Source organism: Thermosynechococcus sp. (genome assembly GCF_025999095.1).
Classification (GTDB): Bacteria; Cyanobacteriota; Cyanobacteriia; order Thermosynechococcales; family Thermosynechococcaceae; genus Thermosynechococcus.
In genome coordinates this window covers 1,354,939-1,374,705 of sequence record NZ_AP024678.1, presented here as the reverse complement: position 1 = coordinate 1,374,705, position 19,767 = coordinate 1,354,939, and the positions used below count along the sequence as shown (strand labels likewise).

Here is a 19,767-nt window from a genome sequence, read left to right as displayed (position 1 = left end):
TCCTGTCTTGGTTAACCGCTCCGCCCCCAGGGAAACCTCTTCTCAGGGGTTGGGAACAGGCGTTGAGTCCAGTGGCCCGTTGTCCCCTTTGCCCCCCAAATGATCCCCTCTCTTCCCACAGCCTTTGCCTGTCCTCTCCAAATTTCTAAAGTCCAAGGGGCAGTGCACGCCCTGCTGCCCAACTTTGACATTTTGCTGTTGGGGATGGTCAAGTTTTCGGAATACTTGCGCTACGTCTGCAAAAACCCGATCGTCTGTGTCTTTCATTGCCAAGGCAGGGCCAATCAACCGCCTCTTGGCCTACGGGAGCATCTTCCTGCCGGTGCTGTGGTGATGGCCAATTTTGAAAAGCGTTCCCACCACGGCCTGGCAACCTATGGGGTTCTGCTCAGTCCCGAATGGGTGGCGATCGCCCAACCTACGGCCTTGGCTCATACTTTAGCATGGCTCCTTGACGATCACGATGGCGCCGCTACCTTAGAGGAACTGGCCGCCATGATTGAGAAAACCGCACCAACAGAGATTAGGGGTAGCCAAATTGCAATTGCTTTGAATCACTGCCAAAGGGCCCATATTCTCGTTCTAGCTCCCCAGGGTGGCGATCGCTATTTTGTTGCTGCGAAAATCACAACCCTTCGCGAAGGCTATGCAGCACTGGCCCAGTGGCTACACCAGATCCCGCAGGGGTTTTGTGCACGGGTGGGGACGGCTCCGCAACCAGAACTGTTGCAGGCACTCATTGAGCCATCTAGTTCAGTGCACGGGTAGATCGCTATGGATTTTCCTTGGTTGGTGTGGCTAGAGACCTGTGAGAGCACAAATACATGGGCCTTGCACCATGCCGATCGCCTCTATGGCGGCCAAGTCATCTATACTCAGGCCCAAACACGGGGGCGCGGTCAGTACAACCGCCCTTGGCAATCCCCGCAGGGAGTGTTGACGGCCTCCTTTATTTTGCCCGATTCGCCAGCGATCGTTGCTCCCAGTGTCCAAGCGGGGATAGCGGTGATGCGGGCGTTGAGTGGGCTGCGGCCAGCGCTGGATCGCCACCTGCAGTTGAAGTGGCCCAATGATGTAATGGCTCAGGGCAAGAAACTAGCGGGAATTCTCTGTGAACGCTGTTCCCCTTGGTTGGTGGTGGGGGTGGGGCTGAACCGCTGTGTAGATGTTGAGGCCATGGGCCTGCCCCAAGCCATGAGTCTTCATCAGCTTCTTGATCCTTGGGAAGCAGTACCCACAGACTTGGACCTCTTGGCGACCATTCGTGCTGAACTTCTTTGGTGTTGGCAACGGTCCCAGGGGGCGGGGGTGGCTGCACAGCGAGACTTTCTGCGGGGGCGATCGCTCACTCTTGTCCAAGGAGAACAGCGGTGGCAGGGCATCGGGGTGGGAATTAGCGATCGCGGGACATTGCAGCTGCGCCTCACTAATGGCGAAGTGCGGGAATTTAGCAGTGGCCATGTGATCTACAGCCCCTAGAATTGATTGCGGAAGTGGGCAGCCCGTCTGCGAAAATTGTCCTTGGTACTACAACCATCTGAGGTGCGCATGAAGGGTTGGCAGGTCTGTTGGCAACGGGCGATCGCTTTGGTTCTCAGCCTCATTTTCCTGTGGTCAAGCGGGGACATCGCCGCCGCAAAATCCAGTGGCTCCCTAGCAGAGGTGGCGGCGCCGGTGGCCATTGAGGATATGAAAGATTGGTTCGATCGCTATGAGCCGCGGCTGAAAATTCTCACCCCCGAAGTCAACCAAACACTCCAAAGTCGCAACGTCACTGTCAAGCTCAGTGTCGAAGGGCTACGCCTGTTTCAGGATCAGCGCACAGGCTTGGGGCCCCATGTGGAGGTGGTGCTCGATGATCTGCCCAGCCGCAGTGTCTATGACCTGAGCACCCCCATTGAGTTTACTAACCTTGAGCCGGGTACCCACCTGCTGCGGGCCTTTGTCGTGTACCCCTGGGGCGAAAGCATCAAAAACCCCCTTGCCTACGCTCAAACCGTGTTTCATCTCTACACCGCAGATGAGGACACTCGAGCTGCCAGTCTTCCCCTGCTCACCTACAATCAGCCCAGCGGTACCTATGGTGCTGAACCCGTGCTCCTCGACTTTTATCTCAGCAACCTACCGTTGGATCGGCAATTAAACAATGAGAAAGGCTGGCAGGTGCGCTGCACGATCAATGGTCAATCCTTCACGGTCGATCGCTGGCAGGCCTACTATCTCACTGGACTGCAGCCGGGGGATAACTGGGTGCGGCTCGAACTTCTGGATGGCAATGGTCAGCGCATCCCCTCTCCCCACAATCCCATTACCCGCCTCGTCACCTATCAACCCAATGGCAAGGATGTCCTCTCGCGCCTGCTACGGGGAGAACTGGCGGCGAAAAATCTCCAAAGCAGCCTCAGCCCAGATCTCCCCAGCAACCTCCCCCCTGAACCCACCCCAGAACCCACCCCAGAAGCAATGCCTGTCGTTGAAGCACCCACTACTCCCGTTGCTGAGGAATCCCCACCCACACCCCCCGCAGAGGCAGTAGAGGAAGTCCCACCCACCCCAGAAGCAACCCCTGTTGCCCCTGAGCTAACCCCAGAACCAACAGTTAGGGTTGAAGCAGAAAAAGAGACACCAGCACCGCAAAAACCCTTCTGGCAGCGTCTGAATCCCTTCAAAAAAGCAGAAAGTCCAACTCGTTCTGTTCTTGTTAGCCCGCGCGTCCCTGCTCAACCCGCTCCTGCTGGGGCTGAACCCACGCCAGCGGCTCCTGCCTCTGAGGTCACTGAAGAGGCGACTGCGCCCCCGCCAAAGGATTTGCCACAATTAGAGGAGCCGACGCCCCCTCAGGAGTAACCCCATGCAAGACCCCCCCCTGGCCACTGTTCGCCTTCAACCTTCATTTGCCGTCCCCCTCGGTGTGCTGCTGTTGAGTGTGCCCCTGGGGTGGCTGCGTTGGTGGTTGGGGTTGCCCCTTTCCCTCTTTGCCCTATTTTTGGCTGTGCAGGCGGCAACGCTACGCTTGGAGTTTACGGCAACCGCGCTCGATGTCTATCGGGGTAGCCAACAGATTCGGCACTTTCCCTATCAGCAATGGCAGCACTGGCAAGTCTTTTGGCCGGCCTTTCCGGTGCTCTTCTATTTTCGGGAGGTCAAGAATATCCACTTTCTGCCGATTCTGTTCGACGCCAAAACTTTAGTACAATGCCTCCAAGAACGCTGCCCACGCACAGCCTTTATTTCCACGGTTCACAATGACGCAGGACCCTACAGTGACTGATTCCTCTGCACCTACCTCAGAGGAACTAGCGACTCTCAAAGCCCAGCGCGATGCCCTCAAAGCTGAAATTCAAGCCCTCGATGCCGAGTTTCATCGTCTGGTCCACGATCGCCTCAAGTCCCTTGAAGAGCGGCAACAAAGTCTGCAACTAACCATTGAACAACTCGAACGGCGCAAGGAACGCATTGAACAGGAGCTACGCCGTAACTTTGTGGGTGCCTCCCAAGAACTCGCGATTCGGGTGCAGGGGTTTAAGGAGTTTCTCGTCAAGAGCATGCAGGAGTTGGCGGCCACCGTTGAGGAAATGGAACTGCTGCCCGCGGCGCCCGCTGTCGCGGAAACTGTCCCTGCCCCAGCAGAAACGGCCACAACACCCCCTAAGTTAATTCTTGATGAGGGGTTTCAGGAGGAAGCGGATCGCATCCGCCGTTTGCTAGAGCAATATCGGAGTAGTCCCAACTACTACGGCCCCCCTTGGCAGTTGCGACGCACATTTGAGCAAGTTCACGCTGAGCGGGTTGAAAGTTGGTTCTTTGATCTTGGGGGACGGGGTGCCCTGCGATCGCTCCCGAGTCGGTTGCAAAATATCCTTGTTGCCTCGGCCATCATCTCGATCCTACGGGACTTTTATGGAGAGATGTTGCGGGTTTTGGTTTTGGCTGATTCCCCTGAGCGCCTAGGAGACTGGCGACGTGGCCTCCAGGACTGCTTGGGAATCACTCGCCAAGACTTCGGCCCCGACCAAGGGGTCGCCCTATTTGAATCCGCCGATGCCCTCGCCTTTCGCGCCGATCGCCTCGAGCAGGAGGACTACATCCCCCTGATTCTCATTGATGAGTCCCAACCCCAAGTCAGCCTGTCGCTGCTGCAATATCCCTTGCTTTTGGGTTTTGCCCCTGAACCCCAGTTGCGTCCTAGCCGTAGTTCTGATTTCTTTGAGTAGTTTCAGTCCCCTTTGGAGGTTCCTGTGACCACTGCACTGATCCTTGGACTGCTGGCGCTCATTAGCTACCTGCTTGGCTCGATTCCCACAGGCTACCTCCTGGCGAAAGGGCTGCGGGGGATTGATATTCGTGAGCATGGCTCTGGTTCAACGGGGGCGACCAATGTGCTGCGGGTGGTGGGCAAAGGCCCCGGCTTGGTGACGTTTTTAGTCGATGTGGGCAAGGGCCTAGGGGCAGTTCTTTTGGGGCGTTGGCTTTTGGGGCAATCTTGGAGTACAGTGCCCGCCAGTTGGTTGGAATTTGTGCTGCTGGCGATCGCCTTCATTGCCGTTTTGGCCCACAGTAAGCCGATTTGGTTAGGCGGGCGCGGCGGCAAATCCGTTGCCACTGGTTTAGGGGTGCTCCTTGCCCTGAATGCCCCCACTGCATTGGCCACCTTTGGGGTGTTTCTGGTGGTCTTGGCGGTCAGCCGCATTGTTTCCCTGAGTTCAATTACTGCTGCTATAGCCTTGCCCTTTTGGTTTTGGTTCTTTACCCAGTCGTGGCCGTTTGTGAGCTTTAGCGTGATTGCGGGGGCTTTTGTGATTTGGCGACACCAGAGTAATATCCAACGGCTCCTTGCGGGGACGGAGCCGCGGTTGGGAGCCTCGCAGGGATAGCCCTCTTAGAAGGTCACTTTTGAACAGGCTGGGAGTTCCTCAATGCCCCCTATTTTAGAAAACGGCTGTATTTGTACCTTGGCAAGACCTCTGAGATTGCTACCATGAGTGGATACCAGTTTTGGTGGGGAGATTTGTGATGGAAACACTGCGGGGCCGTGATTTGCTGAGCATCGCCGACCTCTCACGGGCAGAGGCGGAGTATCTGCTGGATTTAGCAGCCCAGATGAAAATCGGCAAGGTGGCTCCCCAGTGTCCTAAGGTCTTGGGGCTGCTGTTTCAGAAGGCTTCCACCCGTACCCGCGTCAGCTTTACGGTGGCAATGTACCAACTAGGGGGCCAAGTCATTGACCTGAATCCCCAATCCACACAGGTGGGGCGCGGTGAACCCTTGCCCGATACAGCACGGGTATTGGATCGCTATTTGGATGCGGTGGCGATTCGCACCTATGGTCAGGCAGAACTGCAACTTTTTGCCGACTATGCACGGATACCGGTGATTAATGCCCTCACCGATCGCGAGCACCCCTGCCAGATTTTGGCGGATTTGCTGACGCTGCGGGAATCCTTTGGCACATTGGCGGGACTGACCCTCTGCTACGTTGGCGATGGCAATAATGTGGCCCATTCACTGCTACTGGGCTGTGCCCTCTTGGGGGTGAATATTCGTGTGGCTTCACCACCACAGTTTGCGCCTTTGCCCGATATTGTGGCGCAAGCCAAGGCCCTGAGTGGCGGTAAAAGTGAAGTGGCTGTGCTCACGGACCCACAGGCAGCGGCTAAGGGTGCCCAGGCTCTTTACACCGATGTTTGGGCCAGTATGGGGCAGGAGGCAGAAGCGGGCGATCGCCAACCCATTTTTCAGCCCTACCAAATTAATGATCAACTCCTAGCCCTTGCGGATCCGCGGGCGATCGTTCTCCATTGCCTGCCGGCTCACCGCGATGAGGAAATTACTGCCCGTGTCCTCGAAGGACCGCAGTCGCGGGTTTGGGAGCAGGCCGAAAATCGCCTCCATGCCCAGAAGGCTCTACTTGCCAGTCTTTTGGTATAGGGAAATGATCGACCACCGTTGGCAGAAATTCAGCCTCTCGGATTGGTTATTACTGGTGGGAGGGGTCATTTGTGGGGCTTTTCTGCTACTGGCGGTTCTTGCTCCCCTTGGCCAAGCCCTTGGTTGGATTGCCAACCCCCAAGAATTTCTTGACTTTCCGATTCATGCGCCCCCCTCGCCGCAGCACTGGTTCGGCACCAATCGCCTTGGCTATGATGTGTTTGCACGCACAATCTTTGGTGCCCAAGCGGCTTTGCAGGTGGTCTTGCTGGCAACGGTTTTGAGCTTGGCGGTGGGGGTACCCCTCGGACTGCTCAGTGGTTACCAAGGGGGCTGGCTAGATCGCGGGCTACTCTTTTTTATGGATACGCTCTACACGTTACCGGGGCTATTACTGGCGGTGACGGTGGCCTTTGTGGTTGGCAAGGGGGTGCTCAATGCGGCGATCGCCCTCAGTGTTGCCTACATTCCCCAGTACTATCGGGTAGTGCGCAACCACACGGTGAGCCTAAAAAATGAGGTTTTTATCGAAGCCGCCCGCGCCCTTGGTGCCTCTACCCCCCGAATTCTGCACCGGTATCTTTTGGTGAATGTGCTTCCCAGTATTCCGGTGCTCTTTACCCTCAATGCCGCTGATGCCATCCTGACCTTGGCAGGGCTGGGGTTCTTGGGCTTAGGGTTGCCGCCCCAGGTACCAGAATGGGGGCAAGATCTACGACAGGCCTTGGATGGGTTGTCGGTGGGTGTGTGGTGGACAACGCTCTTTCCGGGGCTGGCCATGACACTACTTGTAGTGGGTCTTTCGCTCCTTGGGGAGGGGCTAGGGGAGCGTCTTGATCCGCGACAGTTGAGTTAGCCAACAGGGCCTCATCATGCCTGATCATGCCTTGGTGACCGGTCCGACTCGCAGCGGCAAGAGTGAATGGGCAGAAGCCCTTGCTGCCCAAAGCAAACAACCTGTGATTTATATTGCGACGGCGATCGCCTCCCCAGAGGATATGGAATGGTTAGAGCGGATTGAACAGCACCGTGCCCGCCGCCCCGCTGCGTGGGAGTTGCGAGAATGTCCCCTTGAACTGGCTGCCCTAGTGCGTGATCTGCCGTCTGATCATTGCGCTCTTGTGGATTCCTTGGGAACATGGGTGGCCAATTGCTTAGATCAATCCCAAGATCAATGGCAAGCAACCGTTGCCGAATTCCTGGCGAGTGTGCAAGCCTGTGCCGCTCAACTCATTTTGGTTGCCGAAGAGGTGGGCTGGGGAGTCGTTCCTGCCTCTGCCAGTGGTCGCTGTTTTCGCGATCGCCTCGGTGCCCTGTGTCAGCAACTCAGTCCCCTGATGACGGAAGTGTATCTTGTAACGGCTGGCTTTGCACTGCCCCTCCACCAATGGGGTATCTGCCTCAAACCTCCTAGGGATAAATTGGACGGGCAAGGATAAGCCTCAGGGGGATTCTCCAGGGGCAATCGGGGCAAGGGCCGCCACAATTGCATCGCTAACGCGGCGCACCGGATAAATCTCTAGGCCGGCGATCGCACAGGCTTGGCTTTCGGGAATAATGGCCCGGCGAAATCCCAACTTCAGCGCCTCCCGCAGCCGTAATTCCAATTGAGAGATAGCTCGCACCTGTCCCCCTAGGCCCACTTCGCCAAGGATTACCGTTTGGGGTTGCACCCAGCGATCGCGAAAACTAGCCACAACCGCCACCGCTACCCCCAGATCAGCAGCGGGTTCCGCCACATTCAGCCCCCCTGAGGAGGCCACATAGGCATCTAGCTTTGAGAGGGGCACGCCTAGGCGTTTTTCCACTACGGCTAAAATTTGCAGAAAGCGATTGTACTCAATGCCTGTGGCTGTGCGGCGAGGAGAGGAATAACTGGTGGGGCTAACTAAACTTTGCAACTCAACCACCAGCGGACGGGTCCCTTCACAGGCAACAATGGTGGCACTGCCGGGGGTTGGCTCGCGATCGCCCAAAAACAGAGCCGAGGGATTTGTGACCTCGGCTAAACCCTGCGCCCCCATTTCAAAGACACCAATTTCTTGACTGGCACCAAAGCGATTTTTGACCGCACGCACGAGGCGATGACTGGCAAAGCGATCGCCTTCAAAGTAGAGCACCGTATCCACGAGATGTTCTAGTACCTTCGGACCGGCGATCGCCCCCTCCTTTGTTACATGACCAACAATAAATAAACTGATCTGCTGCCGCTTAGCTAAGCGCATCAAGGCGGCGGCTCCCTCCCGTACCTGAGACACCGATCCGGGGGCAGCGGTCAGTTGGGGCAAATACACTGCTTGGATGCTATCAATAATTGCCAGCTGGGGTTGCAGATGGATGAGTTCCTGCAGGATCACGTCTAAATCTGTTTCTGCTAGGAGATAAAGGGCAGGAGGAGCAGCAATACCCAGTCGTTGCGATCGCAACTTCACCTGTTGCGCTGATTCCTCAGCACAGACATAGAGCACCCGCTGCTGTTGCCCCAAGGTGGCTGCCATCTGTAACAAAAGGGTAGACTTGCCAATCCCCGGTTCTCCCGCCACCAAGACCAGAGAGCCAGCAACAATCCCTCCTCCCAAAACCCGATCCAACTCAGTAAATCCAGAGGCAGAACGGCTCTGGGGCTGTTCGCTAACCTCTCCTAAGGCTTTGGCACTGAGGGGCTGGAGAGTTGTCGATTTTCGGGATGCGGTCCATTGAGCAGCGGTCTCTACCGGGGTAACCACCTGCTCATCAAGGGTATTCCACTGGCCACAACTGGGACAGCAACCAAAGTACTGTAGGTGCTGAGCACCACACTCGCGGCAAATGTACAGGACTTTAGGCTTGGGCATGCCTTGCCCTATTGCACCCCCAAAAGTTCCACATCAAAAATCAGGGTGGCATTGGGGGGAATGACCCCACCCACACCCCGGGCACCATAGCCTAGATTCGGAGGAATAATCAGCCGCCGCTGACCACCCACGTGCATTGAGCCCACCCCTTCATCCCAGCCTTGAATGACTTGACCGACACCAATTTGAAATTGGAAGGGCTGACCGCGATCGCGGGAGCTATCAAAAATACGGCCATCAGTGAGCATTCCTGTGTAGTGCACCGTGACGCGATCGCCCACTTGAGGCTGTGCCCCTGAGCCAACAACAATATCTTCGTATTGCAACCCTGAAGGGGTAGTCACCACCTTTGAATTCTCCATTAGTCCTGCAGTCTCCGCTGACGCCTCCCGCGGCACACTGGCGATCGCCATCGGAGCGGCCACCAACCATACCACTACTAGGACAGTACCACAGAGGAGCCAGCCACAGGCTCGATGCACCCGTTGTTTTACCATGAACGATTTTTCAACTCCCTAAGGTCCCGTTCTAGGCGATCAATGCGTCCCCGCAGTTCATCAATTTCTGACTGCTGTGGCACCCCCAAGCCCTCTAAAAACTGGCGCGTCTGCCGTTGCACCGCTGCATCGAGGGAGGCGGCATCTTCTTTGAGGTGGGTCAGGACTTCATCCACCATTGCCTTGGCTTGATCGGCATTGAGGCGTCCCTCTTTCACCCATTGGTTGCTCACTTGACGTAACTTTTCGGCCACAAGGGAGGTGGTGCCGACACCAATTAAAAGCAATTGCTGAAGCAGATTTTGCTGGTTCATGGGGCACGTTCAAAACGCCTATCTTGTATTGTGCCACTGGTTCTTGGGGCTGCGGTAAGATGGGAAAGCAGTCAAATTAATTGTATAGATCCTGTATAGATTCGCATCGCCAGCGAGGTGAAGGATGATTGAAAAAATTGCCATGGGTCTGTGGGCTTTTTCAGCCGTCGGCCTGATTGTATTGGTCTTGCTCCACAGTCCGAAGGGGGATGGCCTCGGCGGTATTGGCGGTCAAGCTCAGCTCTTTACCAGCACCAAAAGTGCAGAAACCACATTAAACCGTGCCACGTGGACATTGACCGTGTTGTTTATGGCCCTCACCGTTGCCCTCAGTGCCGGTTGGCTGCGCTCGATTTAGTTGAGGCTTAGTTGAGGCGACGTGTCTTTCTCCTTTGGGATTCGTCCAGCGACCCCGGAGGATGTTCCCATCATCTTCCAACTGATCCAAGCCCTGGCCGCCTATGAAAAGCTCAGTCATGCGGTAAACGGTACAGAGGAGGCGCTGCGGGAGCATTTATTTGGCGATCGCCCCTATGCCGAGGTACTCCTTGCCCATACCCCTACAGAAGTCATTGGCTACGCCCTCTTTTTGACCACCTACTCCACCTTCCTGACACGCCCCGGCCTTTGGCTAGAGGATCTGTTTGTCCTCCCTGCCTATCGGCGCCAAGGGGTGGGCACTGCTTTACTGAAGGCATTGGTACAGCTGGCCAGGAATCGCGACTATGGCCGTATCGAGTGGAGCGTCTTGGACTGGAATAGGCCTGCCATTCAATTCTACGAGCGCCTGGGTGCCACTGTTCTACCTGACTGGCGTATCTGCCGCCTTGAGGTCCTCAAGGACTTCGGCAGTCCTGACGAGCCTGGGTAACCCGTCGCCCCAGATAGCGGCCAAGGGTATAGGCCAACCATTCCAAATCTCTTGAGGTCAGGCTAGGGGCGTTTTCGGTGAGTGCAATCCCTTGGCTGCCGGCACGAATCACCAGTTTGCTCGACAGCTCTTGGCAATCGCCCTCCTGATCGCGGTACGTGTCACAGGGCTGAAATTCAATCTTCTCAATCACTTCAAGGGGGAGAATTTTGGGGCCACGCCAGCGGAAACCCAGGATATGGGCGTAGAAACGCAAATCCTTGCGGGTAACCATCAGCACCTGCCACCCCAAGAGCATGTAAAGAATACCGCCAATGAGGCCTAAACCAACCGCAAGGTGACCGGTGGCAAAAATAGCCATCAGCCACTCGCCAGAAGCAATTGCTAGGCTGTACCAGACTACCAAAAAACCATTCCAAATCATGGCAAAGCGAATCAGGGAGGATAGACTGGCATTCAATCCAACAGGGGGAATTTGTACCAGCAGTCCTTCGGGGGTTTCCCTCACCTGTAGGCGGGAACCGTAGGGGGGTGTTTTTGTGATCAGTGAGGCACCCTCGGGTGACCTGTGCAGTTGCTTTAGGGCTTGGCGAGCAGCGGTAGCGGAGTTAAATCGCTCCTCAAGGGCAGGGGCGACCATTTTTTCAAGCCAGCGGCTAAAAGGGGGACTCAAGGACACTAAAGGTTGAAACTGAACCCGCAGTTCTTTTTGGGGCAGCTCAGCGGGGGGAGTGCCCGTTGCTAAATAGATGAGGGTCATTCCCAAGGCGTAGAGATCACTAGCGGGTAGGGTTTTACCGCCGAATTGTTCCGGGGGCATATAGCCATAGGTGCCAACCACGGTTCGGCTGCTGCCTGCGGTTGCCGTTTGTACTGCTCCAAAATCCACAAGATAGACCTTGCCCAGATCATGACCGGAGCGATCGCCCAAGAGAATATTCGTCGGTTTAATGTCGCGGTGAATGACTGGCGGTTGACGGCTATGGAGATAAATCAAAATATCCAGCAGGCGGTCGGCCAAAAGCCGCAAATCCTCTTCACTAAAGACCCGTCCCTCTGCTTGCCATGTGGCGAGGGATTTTGCCTCAATGTGGGTTTGGACGAGGGCAAAGCCCTTGAGATCGGGGGTATTGATTTCAAAATAGTCGAGATAGCGGGGAATAGCCGGGTGATCCAAGCCCTGCAGGACAGCCACCTCCCGTTCAAAGAGCTTAAAGTCATCCCACGTCATACCGCCGCCAAAAAGCAGCAGCTTTAGCACCACCTGTTCATAGCGGTACCGATCCAAGGCCAGATAAGTCCGCCGCCCCCGATGACACCCCAGTTCGCGCAGGAGTTCATAGCGATCGCCCAGAATTTGATCAATCATCTCCGCCGCATCTTTTTCTCGCTGGTCAACCCTATCCTAGCGAGTGAGTTGCTGAACAATCTCTGGGGCAATTCCTGCGAGCACTTTGAGGGCCTTGAGGCTGCCTTGAATCAAGCGTGCCGCCCCAAGGGGGTTGCGGAGCATGGCGGTAGCCAGTGCCCCTGGCCGTAAACTCCCCTGCGAATCATAGGCCTGACTCAAGTCGGGGAGGTCGCGATCGCCCCCGTCACTGATCACCCGCACCATCACCACCGGCATCCCCCCTAAAGCCCTCAGCAGCGGTACCCCCTCCATATCCACCACCTCCACCCCCCAGCGAGCCGCAAGGGCTTGTTTTTTCTGAGCCTTAGCAAGGGCTTTTGCCGTTGTGATGCCTTTTACCCGTCGCCACGAAGGCTCCAATTTCCCTAATAACCTCTGGTCTAAAAAATACGTCTGCCCTGCTTCATCCTGACAAGTGGTGTAGACGACCACTTCACCGACGCGATCCTCAGGACGTAGGCCGCCACAGACCCCCAAGATCAGAACCATCGCAGGGGATTCCCTGAGGGCACTCATCAGTGCCGGTGTAGTCACAGCAGCAGCCCCCACTCGTATGGGAACAATCACCACCTTGGAGGGCTGTAGCCCCCACTGTACGGCTTGATATTCTGCCCCTTGGGGCACAAGGACAAGGCAGGGAGTCATTGTTCTCTGATGGGTTTTTCTATGGGGAGTACTACTGCTGCTCTGTGAACACAACCCGCTACCCTGGGAGTAGACATTTTCGAGTTCAGTAACGGCTTAGCTTTTGATAGGCCGATCGCGGGCAATTGAGAAACTGACCAATGGAAAGAGTGTCACACTCAAGCCTCTGCTAGGGTAGACAAAAGGCATTTTCCGCCAAACTTGCTACCGTTGTTAATTGTTGAAGGTATGTTATTGTTCTGGCAAATTGTGAGCTATCCCCCATTCTCCCTCAGGCAAGCTGGGCAACTGTCACAGGCCACCTAGACAAACAAAAAATGAGTATGATAACTATAGACTTTACTCAATCGTTGTTTCTGGGTTTCTGGAACTCGTTCCCTGCTGGGTTGCGATCGCGAGGCCTCTTCGGAGAATCGTGAATTGACTGCCCGAGAGCGTTGGCCTGAGGAACGGTCAAGGATTGACCCAACGATCGATCAATGCGTGTAGGAGTGAACCCCCCTATGATTCAAATGGTGCTGGAGAGCCCAGTTTCCGTCAAGGATGCTGAGCGCTTTTGCCAAGAGATACTCCCCCAAGTCTCGCGCACATTTGCCCTCAGTATTCGTTTCCTCCCCGGAAATTTGGGTCGGGCGGTTCTGGTGGCCTATCTGATCTGTCGCATTGCCGATACTATTGAGGATGATCCGGTTGCCAGTATCGCCGCCAAAACAGCCCTATTGGATCACCTACTGGAGTGTTTTGACAGTCCCGCCCTGGCCCATAGCTATGGTGAAACGGCACGGGGGGTGCAAGGGGAGCCAGCCCATGTGCAACTGGTGCAACATACGGGACTCGTCTTTGCCCTCTACCGTTCTTTACCCCGTACGTCCCAACAGCATGTCCAGCGCTGGGTCAGCGAAATGGTACATGGGATGAAAAAGTTCCTCAACCTCTATCCCAACGGCATTCGCATTCAGACCCTCGATGAATATAAAGAATACTGTTACTACGTTGCGGGTACAGTTGGCTATCTCTTGACGGATCTCTGGTACGAGCATTCCCCCAGTATTGGGGCCGATGAATACCAAGTGCTGCTCAAGCGCTGTGCTGCTTTTGGCGAAGCGCTCCAAACGGTGAACATTCTCAAGGATATTGCCTGGGATGCAGAGCACGAAAACTCAATCTATATTCCCAATGAATCCCTACTACTCCAAGGCAGCAGTCATCAGTCCATTCTCAGTGCTGAACATCTTCAGCAAAATCATGCAGCCATTCAGGAATTGATTGCCCTGGCTTGGCACGATCTCGATGAAGCCCAAGCCTACTTGCTATCCCTACCCAAGGCGGCGATTCCGATTCGTCTCTTTTGTGTCTTACCGCTGCTTTTTGCCTACGCCACGCTGCGAGAACTTACCCATTCAACCGCCATGCTCCAACCCGGTGGGGTCGTTAAAATCAGCCGCTCAGAGGTCAAGTCCCTGATGTTGATGGGGCCGTTGTCTATTCTCAGCAACCACAGTCTGCGCTGGTTAATTGGCCAAGTGCGGCAGAAGCCTTTTATCCTTGGGAGACTTTAGGGAAATGTGCCAAAAAAGTCAATGGTTGGCGGAGCCAGAATCCGTTAGGATAGGGGAAGATTGCCGAATTGTTGCAAATCTTTATACCCCGACATGAATTGTATTATCCACCGCCGTGCTGAGTTTGCCGCCAGTCATCGCTACTGGTTACCAGAATGGTCTGAAGCGGAGAATTTGGCTCGGTTTGGTGCCAATAGTCGCTTTCCTGGCCACGGTCACAACTATGAGTTGCTTGTGTCTATGGACGGGGTTGTTGATGACTTTGGCATGGTGTTAAACCTATCGGATGTCAAGCACATCATTCGCCGTGAGGTCATTGAACCCCTGAATTTTTCCTATCTCAATGAAGTGTGGCCAGAGTTTCAAGCCACGTTACCCACAACTGAGCATATTGCGCGGGTGATTTGGGATCGACTCTTTCCCCATTTACCCCTTGTGCGCATTCGCCTGTTTGAACATCCCCGCCTTTGGGCGGACTACACAGGAGACCCTATGGAAGCCTATCTTTCTGTTGGTGCTCACTTCAGTGCGGCCCATCGCCTAGCCCTTCAGGACCTCAGCTACGAAGAGAACTGCCGCATCTATGGCAAGTGTGCCCGCCCCCACGGCCATGGCCACAACTACCATGTGGAAATTACGGTTAAGGGAGCAATCCATCCCCGTACCGGCATGGTTGTGGATTTGGTCAAGCTGGAGGAAGTCCTCAAGGAACAGGTGATTGAACCCTTGGATCACACGTTTTTGAATGAGGATATTCCCTACTTCGCGACGGTGGTGCCAACGGCAGAAAATATCGCCATCTACATTGCCCATTTGTTGCAGGAGCCAATTCGCCAATTGGGTGCGACGCTTCATAGGGTGAAGTTGATTGAGAGTCCCAATAACTCTTGCGAAATCCTCTGCGAAGAATCGCCCCCTCGCAATGAGGTGCTCAGTGGTGCTCTACCGGTGTTGGAGCGAGCCTAGACGATGTTGAGCAATATCCCTTGGCTACTGGCTGCAAGTTTACTGACAGCAACGCTGCTTATCTATTTCCCCTACATTTTTGTTGTGGTAGGACGCCTGCAGGCGGGCTTTGACATGGCGGCTCCCCGTGCCCTTTTTGAGAAGCTCCCTCCCTTTGCCCAGCGGGCGGTGTGGGCCCATGAAAATAGCTTTGAAACCTTTATGCCTTTTGCGGCGGCGGTGTTGCTAACCCTCTTTGCTGGGGTGAATAATGCAACGGTGGCGATCGCCAGCCTCAGTTTTGTCGTAGCTCGCTTTTTATACAGCATTTGCTACATTGCCAACTTTCCCTTAGGGCGCTCCCTTATGTTTGGTGTCGGGACGGCAGCCACCCTGACGCTTTTTTGGCAAAGTCTTACCACCCTAGCCCCTTAAGATAGTTTATTGGGGTAGATGCACCAAGCATAGAGTAATCTCAATGTCTATCGATCATCTTCGCACCCTCTACCAGCAGGTTATTCTGGAACACTATAAGAAACCCCGCCATCGGGGTCGCACCCAGCCTGTGGATCGCCAGCAACGGGGACATAATCCCTCCTGTGGAGACACAATTGATTTAACTGTTGCCCTACAGACAAATGCGCAGGGCGAAACAATCATCAAGGATATTCAGTTTGAGGGGGAAGGTTGCGCGATCGCCATGGCCTCAGCAGACTTGATGGCCGATGCTCTGCGGGGTCAGCCCGTCAGTCGCGCCCTCGAAATGGTGGAGCAGTTCCAAGCCATGATGAAGGGACAATTTGAGTTTCCCCCGGAATTCCGGAAGCTGAATGTGATGCGAGGGGTGGCTCAGTTTCCGGTACGGATCAAGTGTGCCACCTTGACCTGGCATACCCTCCGCGCAGCCTTGCAACAAGATCAAGCCCCTGCGAATGGCTTTGTCAGTAATGAGGAGGAACAGTAGTGCTGACCCCCACCGATTTTGCCACCTATAGCCGCTGGGCAGGCATGGCCACCCTTGTCATGACCGGCTTGACTGCACTCGCTTTTGTTTTTCGCTGGGGTGTGCGCTTTCGCTTTGTCGGTATTAGCGGGTTTCTTGGTGTTGTGACGGTCGGACTTTTTGCCCTGAGTATTGTGCCGATTGTTCACTCCCCAGTGCCTGGTGCCGGCAAATACACCCTCGTCTATGACAATGGTGCCACTCAAGCGGTGATCACTGTTCCTGCCGACATTGACCCCCCTACCCTGGAAGCAACCCTTGTCCAGGCCGCCAATGATTTATTTTCCTTGGGACGGCTAGGCCGAGGGGGCGATCGCCTGACCGTGATTGCCCGTACTATCCAACATCCTGAACCGGGGGTAAGTGAGCCGGTCATTTTAGGGGTGGCCACGCGTTCGTTGAGCGATCGCGCCGATAAGAATGTCACAGTTCAACTGCTTCAACATTAGGATGGAGTGTGCTATAGTAGATAGTCCAAGGACGCATAGCTCAGTTGGTTAGAGCACCACGTTGACATCGTGGGGGTCACTGGTTCGAGTCCAGTTGTGTCCATAACCAGCCAACTGTTTTAAATAAATCTAGAAAGAAGGATTTTTAAGCGACCTATTTACTAGGCCCTGATTCAGATTCATTGGTTCTGGTATAGGCAAATTCAAAGCTACTGTGTAGTTTGGCACTGCCCTTGACAAGTAGCTAGCTGAAACTCTTGCCAATTTCTACGCACCTGTTCATAACATTGAGGCGGGGCGATCGGTAAATTCCGCAGATAGAAAAACGTTACTCGATTAAAGGATTGCAAGAGGAATATTAATTCGGTAGCTGGATGGTAAGAATCCACGGCTTCCAAAATGTGGGCAGTCATAAAGTGATGGCGCAAAATCACAGTATCAGGAGCGGCTAACCAAGCATTTAAGAAGGGAGCAAGGCGGGAACGGGGAACAAAGTGAGTTCGGAAAGATTCCCCCGCAATGCCAAACTCAGGAGAATTGGTACTGCAAATAACCACTCCTCGCTCACCGCATAGGTAACCTGCCCAAGCGTTATATCCAAGTACTAACAAATTCCTGGCAATAAAGGCTTGCTGCCAATGTAGCATTTCCGATAGTTCATCCATGAGTTTCTCCTTGAGAGAGTCATTCAGGCTGGCACTGGACGCAACAGGATTAGAATTGCCCCTGGACATAACAGTCCTTCGCTGAGATATCGCCGTTGTTTAGGAAGTTGATATTGCTGATTCCTACCGATGACCAAAAGCCCAACTGTGCAGGGTAGGCCATCGATAGGAATTGAGCCCAGCATCTCAATCACTGTGGGAAGGCATGGCATTGTCAGTCCTAAAGGCCATCCCTTCCTCACCGACATCCGGAATATACTCCTAAGGGACCTGGCTTTTGCCAGGAGCGGAAACAGAGTGTCTAGGCGTTATTTTTAGATTGCATCGCCGCTTGCCGGATAGTTCTGGTGGCTTCTACCATATTTTTCAGGGATGGAATCACTTCCTCCCAGCGGCGAGTTTTTAAGCCACAATCAGGGTTGACCCAAATCTGTTCAGGGGGTAAATTTTCAACTGAAGTTCGGAGCTGTTGCACTAGCTGCTCAACACTGGGCACCGCTGGGCTGTGGACATCATAAACACCGACGCCGACTTGATGTCCGTAGCCGGCATCTGTAATTTGAAATAGGGTCTCATTATTGCTGCGGCTATTTTCAATTGACAACACATCCGCATCTAGCCGCTCGATGTGCTCAATGATGTCACCAAACTGGGAGTAGCACATGTGGGTGTGAATTTGCGTCTCAGGCTTGGCAACACCAGCAGCTAACCGAAAGGCATCCACAGCCCAAGACAAATACTCATTCCAGCGTTCGGCTTTCAGGGGTAGCCCTTCCCGCAGGGCAGGTTCATCAATCTGTATCATCTTCGCACCGGCTGCTTCCAAATCCGCAACTTCATCTCGCAAAGCAAGGGCAATCTGCATTGCCTGTTCACTGCGAGGAATGTCAGTGCGGGTAAATGACCAGTTCATCATAGTGACAGGTCCAGTCAGCATGGCCTTAACAATTTTGTCGGTGAGGGATTGTGCCACCTTAAACTCGCGAACGGTCATCGGCTGAGTGCGGGCAACGTCACCATAAATAATTGGTGGACGTACACAGCGGCTGCCATAGCTTTGCACCCAACCGTGTTCTGTAAAGGCAAATCCAGAGAGCTGCTGGCCAAAGAACTCGACCATATCGGAGCGCTCAAACTCACCGTGCACCAACACATCTAGACCCACTTCCTCCTGTAACCGGATGCACTTGGCAATTTCCGCATCGATTGCTGCTTCATACTCGGCTTGGGTGATTTCATGCCGTTTTAACTTCACCCGCAGTTGCCTAACCTCGGCAGTTTGGGGAAATGATCCAATCGTTGTCGTTGGAAAGAGCGGCAGGGTTGGCTGGAGTGGGCGACGTTGCTCGTAAGGCAGCGGGCGCTCTAAATCACGCGCACTCAGATTGCGCAGCCGCGCCTGCACCGTTGGATTGACAGGGCTAAATTGCTCAAAGGCTTTCCATTGAGCTTGTATGGCTGTCAATTCGGGGTTTTGCGGTAAGATTTCGCGATGGGTTCCATCATTGCTGCTGAGCACCTGAGCCAAGAGGACTACCTCATCTAGCTTTTGCTCAGCAAAACTCAAGACATGTCGCAGAGGCTCTGGTAGCTTGACCTCTCGCTTTGCATCATAGGGAACAAATTGCAGGGAAGATGAGGGATGTAGCCGAATATTGGCGGTGATGCTTTGAATGGTTGTCAAGGTTGACAATACCAATTCAGGCCGAATTTTCCAAATATTGCGGCCATCAATAATTCCTACCCCCAATTGCTTATCTGCTGGGAAGCCATACTGTTTCAGCAGGGCTAGGTTCTGCCCACGGGTAAAGTCTAAACTGATGCATGTCACAGGTAACTCCATCACCCAGGGCCAGGCTGCCCCTAGGTCATCAAAGTAGGTTACAAGATGGATCGGTAGGTTAGCTTGACGCAGTGTATCAAATGTTGATTGATAGAAGCTCTTAAAGCTATCAGCATCTTCTAAGACCAAGGCGGGTTCGTGTATTTGCACTTCAACAACACCCAGATTTTTGAGTTCCTTCAACAGGATGAGATAGCGATCGCGCAAGTAGGAAACAGCTTGCTCTAGGTTCGTCTCTAGCCGACTGAGCCGTAGGAGGGTGAGAGGCCCCAGCACGATTGGAACGGCGCGATCGCCTAGGAGGGTTTGAGCACGACGAACAGTTTCTAGGAAATCACTGAAGTCGGTTGGTTGAAAAGACTCACTAATTTCAGGGACTAAATAGTGATAGTTGGTATCAAACCACTTAGTCATCTCAAGGGCTGGAATACCATCCTTGCCCCTTGCCATTGCAAAGTATTGATCCAGACCTGTAAAAGAGCGGTACCGCTCTGGAATGATGCCAAGCCGGATGCTCCAATCTAAAACAGAATCGTAAAGACTCAAATCACCAATACCAATACGATCAATGCCCGCCTCAAGCTGTTTTTGCCAATTCTGCAATTCAATGTCTTGAGCTTTTTTGAGCAAAGCTTCTGCATCCAGTTGATTGCTCCAAAAGGCTTCTAGTGCCTTTTTTAACTCACGGTTTTTGCCAATACGGGGATAGCCCAGGGTTGCGGTTTGAATGTTCATCGTTTTCTTAGCCTAAATTGTGTAAGTCCAATGGCAAAACTCGCTGCTTCCCGACTCAGAAACAGCCC

The 19,767-nt window shown here is 54.1% G+C and carries 23 protein-coding genes and 1 tRNA gene; 17 read left to right on the top strand and 7 right to left on the bottom strand.

Translation table 11 applies throughout. The features are described from left to right. Window positions 1-99 precede the first annotated feature (99 nt). The 9 genes from Q0W94_RS06760 (at window position 100) to cobU (ending at window position 7,367) form a co-directional block, all read left to right on the top strand. Window positions 100-768 (top strand): hypothetical protein, encoded by a 669-nt coding sequence (locus Q0W94_RS06760; RefSeq protein WP_297756957.1) that lies wholly within the window; start codon window positions 100-102, stop codon window positions 766-768. 6 nt (window positions 769-774) lie between these two features. Further along, window positions 775-1,479, top strand: a complete 705-nt coding sequence (locus Q0W94_RS06755; protein WP_297756955.1) for a biotin--[acetyl-CoA-carboxylase] ligase — start codon at window positions 775-777, stop codon at window positions 1,477-1,479. A gap of 69 nt (window positions 1,480-1,548) precedes the next feature. After that, a complete protein-coding gene (locus tag Q0W94_RS06750; RefSeq protein WP_297756954.1) occupies window positions 1,549-2,847 on the top strand; it encodes a hypothetical protein in 1,299 nt (432 codons plus the stop codon). A gap of 4 nt (window positions 2,848-2,851) precedes the next feature. Next, the gene (locus Q0W94_RS06745; protein ID WP_297756953.1) at window positions 2,852-3,271 is read left to right on the top strand and encodes a DUF3119 family protein; all 420 of its coding nucleotides are present in this window, start codon (window positions 2,852-2,854) and stop codon (window positions 3,269-3,271) included. After that, entirely contained in the window at window positions 3,264-4,214 is a 951-nt protein-coding gene (locus Q0W94_RS06740; RefSeq protein WP_297756951.1) for a DUF3086 domain-containing protein, read from the top strand. The genes Q0W94_RS06745 and Q0W94_RS06740 overlap by 8 nt, the downstream gene beginning before the upstream one ends. Window positions 4,215-4,238: 24 nt before the next feature. Further along, on the top strand, window positions 4,239-4,874 hold the full coding sequence (plsY, locus tag Q0W94_RS06735; protein WP_297756950.1) for a glycerol-3-phosphate 1-O-acyltransferase PlsY: 636 nt from the start codon (window positions 4,239-4,241) through the stop codon (window positions 4,872-4,874). A gap of 139 nt (window positions 4,875-5,013) precedes the next feature. Beyond that, window positions 5,014-5,928 (top strand): ornithine carbamoyltransferase, encoded by a 915-nt coding sequence (gene argF / locus Q0W94_RS06730; RefSeq protein ID WP_297756948.1) that lies wholly within the window; start codon window positions 5,014-5,016, stop codon window positions 5,926-5,928. Window positions 5,929-5,932: 4 nt separating this feature from the next. After that, complete coding sequence (locus Q0W94_RS06725; RefSeq protein WP_297756946.1) at window positions 5,933-6,784, top strand: ABC transporter permease; 852 nt, start codon at window positions 5,933-5,935, stop codon at window positions 6,782-6,784. A gap of 16 nt (window positions 6,785-6,800) precedes the next feature. Further along, window positions 6,801-7,367, top strand: coding sequence for a bifunctional adenosylcobinamide kinase/adenosylcobinamide-phosphate guanylyltransferase (gene cobU, locus Q0W94_RS06720; protein ID WP_297756944.1), 567 nt, complete (start codon window positions 6,801-6,803; stop codon window positions 7,365-7,367). 3 nt (window positions 7,368-7,370) lie between these two features. Here the strand turns inward: cobU and radA are convergent, their stop codons facing one another. Genes radA through Q0W94_RS06705 form a run of 3 tightly spaced genes read right to left on the bottom strand, consistent with a single transcriptional unit; the run spans window position 7,371 to window position 9,573 of the window. Then, window positions 7,371-8,762, bottom strand: coding sequence for a DNA repair protein RadA (gene radA / locus Q0W94_RS06715; protein ID WP_297756942.1), 1,392 nt, complete (start codon window positions 8,760-8,762; stop codon window positions 7,371-7,373). Window positions 8,763-8,770: 8 nt separating this feature from the next. Continuing rightward, on the bottom strand, window positions 8,771-9,259 hold the full coding sequence (locus tag Q0W94_RS06710; protein WP_297756941.1) for an FKBP-type peptidyl-prolyl cis-trans isomerase: 489 nt from the start codon (window positions 9,257-9,259) through the stop codon (window positions 8,771-8,773). Next, window positions 9,253-9,573, bottom strand: a complete 321-nt coding sequence (locus Q0W94_RS06705; RefSeq protein ID WP_024124115.1) for a phasin family protein — start codon at window positions 9,571-9,573, stop codon at window positions 9,253-9,255. Before Q0W94_RS06705 ends, Q0W94_RS06710 begins: the two co-directional genes overlap by 7 nt. 124 nt (window positions 9,574-9,697) lie before the next feature. Here Q0W94_RS06705 and secG point away from each other — a divergent pair, with 124 nt between their 5' ends. Together secG and Q0W94_RS06695 are read left to right on the top strand one after the other, a co-directional pair. After that, window positions 9,698-9,931, top strand: a complete 234-nt coding sequence (secG, locus tag Q0W94_RS06700) for a preprotein translocase subunit SecG (RefSeq protein WP_297756940.1) — start codon at window positions 9,698-9,700, stop codon at window positions 9,929-9,931. A 21-nt stretch (window positions 9,932-9,952) separates the two neighbouring features. Beyond that, complete coding sequence (locus Q0W94_RS06695) at window positions 9,953-10,444, top strand: GNAT family N-acetyltransferase (protein WP_297756939.1); 492 nt, start codon at window positions 9,953-9,955, stop codon at window positions 10,442-10,444. On the opposite strand, the gene Q0W94_RS06690 is transcribed toward Q0W94_RS06695, so the two are convergent. Continuing rightward, window positions 10,410-11,813 carry a serine/threonine-protein kinase gene (locus Q0W94_RS06690; RefSeq protein WP_297756937.1) on the bottom strand — a complete coding sequence of 468 codons (1,404 nt, stop codon included), beginning with the start codon at window positions 11,811-11,813 and terminating at the stop codon, window positions 10,410-10,412. The genes Q0W94_RS06695 and Q0W94_RS06690 overlap by 35 nt on opposite strands. 36 nt (window positions 11,814-11,849) lie before the next feature. Next, window positions 11,850-12,500, bottom strand: a complete 651-nt coding sequence (locus Q0W94_RS06685) for a hypothetical protein (RefSeq protein WP_297756935.1) — start codon at window positions 12,498-12,500, stop codon at window positions 11,850-11,852. A gap of 503 nt (window positions 12,501-13,003) precedes the next feature. Between Q0W94_RS06685 and Q0W94_RS06680 the strand changes: the two genes are divergently transcribed. From Q0W94_RS06680 to Q0W94_RS06655, 6 genes are all read left to right on the top strand, one after another. Continuing rightward, on the top strand, window positions 13,004-14,059 hold the full coding sequence (locus Q0W94_RS06680; protein WP_297756934.1) for a phytoene/squalene synthase family protein: 1,056 nt from the start codon (window positions 13,004-13,006) through the stop codon (window positions 14,057-14,059). 93 nt (window positions 14,060-14,152) lie between these two features. Continuing rightward, window positions 14,153-15,025, top strand: coding sequence for a 6-carboxytetrahydropterin synthase (locus tag Q0W94_RS06675; RefSeq protein WP_297756933.1), 873 nt, complete (start codon window positions 14,153-14,155; stop codon window positions 15,023-15,025). A gap of 3 nt (window positions 15,026-15,028) precedes the next feature. Continuing rightward, window positions 15,029-15,439, top strand: a complete 411-nt coding sequence (locus tag Q0W94_RS06670; RefSeq protein ID WP_297756932.1) for an MAPEG family protein — start codon at window positions 15,029-15,031, stop codon at window positions 15,437-15,439. Between the two features lie 43 nt (window positions 15,440-15,482). After that, complete coding sequence (sufU, locus tag Q0W94_RS06665; protein WP_297756931.1) at window positions 15,483-15,968, top strand: Fe-S cluster assembly sulfur transfer protein SufU; 486 nt, start codon at window positions 15,483-15,485, stop codon at window positions 15,966-15,968. Then, window positions 15,968-16,456, top strand: a complete 489-nt coding sequence (locus Q0W94_RS06660; protein WP_297756930.1) for a Ycf51 family protein — start codon at window positions 15,968-15,970, stop codon at window positions 16,454-16,456. The genes sufU and Q0W94_RS06660 overlap by 1 nt, the downstream gene beginning before the upstream one ends. 29 nt (window positions 16,457-16,485) lie before the next feature. After that, a tRNA-Val gene (locus Q0W94_RS06655) sits at window positions 16,486-16,559 on the top strand. Between the two features lie 106 nt (window positions 16,560-16,665). Here Q0W94_RS06655 and Q0W94_RS06650 read toward each other — a convergent pair. Beyond that, window positions 16,666-17,121, bottom strand: coding sequence for a hypothetical protein (locus Q0W94_RS06650; protein ID WP_297756929.1), 456 nt, complete (start codon window positions 17,119-17,121; stop codon window positions 16,666-16,668). Window positions 17,122-17,422: 301 nt separating this feature from the next. Beyond that, on the bottom strand, window positions 17,423-19,699 hold the full coding sequence (metE, locus tag Q0W94_RS06645) for a 5-methyltetrahydropteroyltriglutamate--homocysteine S-methyltransferase (RefSeq protein ID WP_297756928.1): 2,277 nt from the start codon (window positions 19,697-19,699) through the stop codon (window positions 17,423-17,425). Window positions 19,700-19,767: the final 68 nt, after the last annotated feature.

What these genes read in the sequence shown, in the direction of transcription:
- metE (WP_297756928.1), bottom strand. Translation starts at nt 19,699, where the DNA reads ATGAACATTCAAACCGCAACCCTGGGCTATCCCCGTATTGGCAAAAAC.
- Q0W94_RS06650 (WP_297756929.1), bottom strand. Translation starts at nt 17,121, where the DNA reads ATGGATGAACTATCGGAAATGCTACATTGGCAGCAAGCCTTTATTGCC.
- Q0W94_RS06725 (WP_297756946.1), top strand. Translation starts at nt 5,933, where the DNA reads ATGATCGACCACCGTTGGCAGAAATTCAGCCTCTCGGATTGGTTATTA.
- Q0W94_RS06685 (WP_297756935.1), bottom strand. Translation starts at nt 12,500, where the DNA reads ATGACTCCCTGCCTTGTCCTTGTGCCCCAAGGGGCAGAATATCAAGCC.
- Q0W94_RS06680 (WP_297756934.1), top strand. Translation starts at nt 13,004, where the DNA reads ATGATTCAAATGGTGCTGGAGAGCCCAGTTTCCGTCAAGGATGCTGAG.
- Q0W94_RS06755 (WP_297756955.1), top strand. Translation starts at nt 775, where the DNA reads ATGGATTTTCCTTGGTTGGTGTGGCTAGAGACCTGTGAGAGCACAAAT.
- Q0W94_RS06745 (WP_297756953.1), top strand. Translation starts at nt 2,852, where the DNA reads ATGCAAGACCCCCCCCTGGCCACTGTTCGCCTTCAACCTTCATTTGCC.
- Q0W94_RS06675 (WP_297756933.1), top strand. Translation starts at nt 14,153, where the DNA reads ATGAATTGTATTATCCACCGCCGTGCTGAGTTTGCCGCCAGTCATCGC.
- Q0W94_RS06760 (WP_297756957.1), top strand. Translation starts at nt 100, where the DNA reads ATGATCCCCTCTCTTCCCACAGCCTTTGCCTGTCCTCTCCAAATTTCT.
- Q0W94_RS06750 (WP_297756954.1), top strand. Translation starts at nt 1,549, where the DNA reads ATGAAGGGTTGGCAGGTCTGTTGGCAACGGGCGATCGCTTTGGTTCTC.
- Q0W94_RS06690 (WP_297756937.1), bottom strand. Translation starts at nt 11,813, where the DNA reads ATGATTGATCAAATTCTGGGCGATCGCTATGAACTCCTGCGCGAACTG.
- sufU (WP_297756931.1), top strand. Translation starts at nt 15,483, where the DNA reads ATGTCTATCGATCATCTTCGCACCCTCTACCAGCAGGTTATTCTGGAA.
- cobU (WP_297756944.1), top strand. Translation starts at nt 6,801, where the DNA reads ATGCCTGATCATGCCTTGGTGACCGGTCCGACTCGCAGCGGCAAGAGT.
- argF (WP_297756948.1), top strand. Translation starts at nt 5,014, where the DNA reads ATGGAAACACTGCGGGGCCGTGATTTGCTGAGCATCGCCGACCTCTCA.
- radA (WP_297756942.1), bottom strand. Translation starts at nt 8,762, where the DNA reads ATGCCCAAGCCTAAAGTCCTGTACATTTGCCGCGAGTGTGGTGCTCAG.
- Q0W94_RS06705 (WP_024124115.1), bottom strand. Translation starts at nt 9,573, where the DNA reads ATGAACCAGCAAAATCTGCTTCAGCAATTGCTTTTAATTGGTGTCGGC.
- Q0W94_RS06710 (WP_297756941.1), bottom strand. Translation starts at nt 9,259, where the DNA reads ATGGTAAAACAACGGGTGCATCGAGCCTGTGGCTGGCTCCTCTGTGGT.
- secG (WP_297756940.1), top strand. Translation starts at nt 9,698, where the DNA reads ATGATTGAAAAAATTGCCATGGGTCTGTGGGCTTTTTCAGCCGTCGGC.
- Q0W94_RS06670 (WP_297756932.1), top strand. Translation starts at nt 15,029, where the DNA reads ATGTTGAGCAATATCCCTTGGCTACTGGCTGCAAGTTTACTGACAGCA.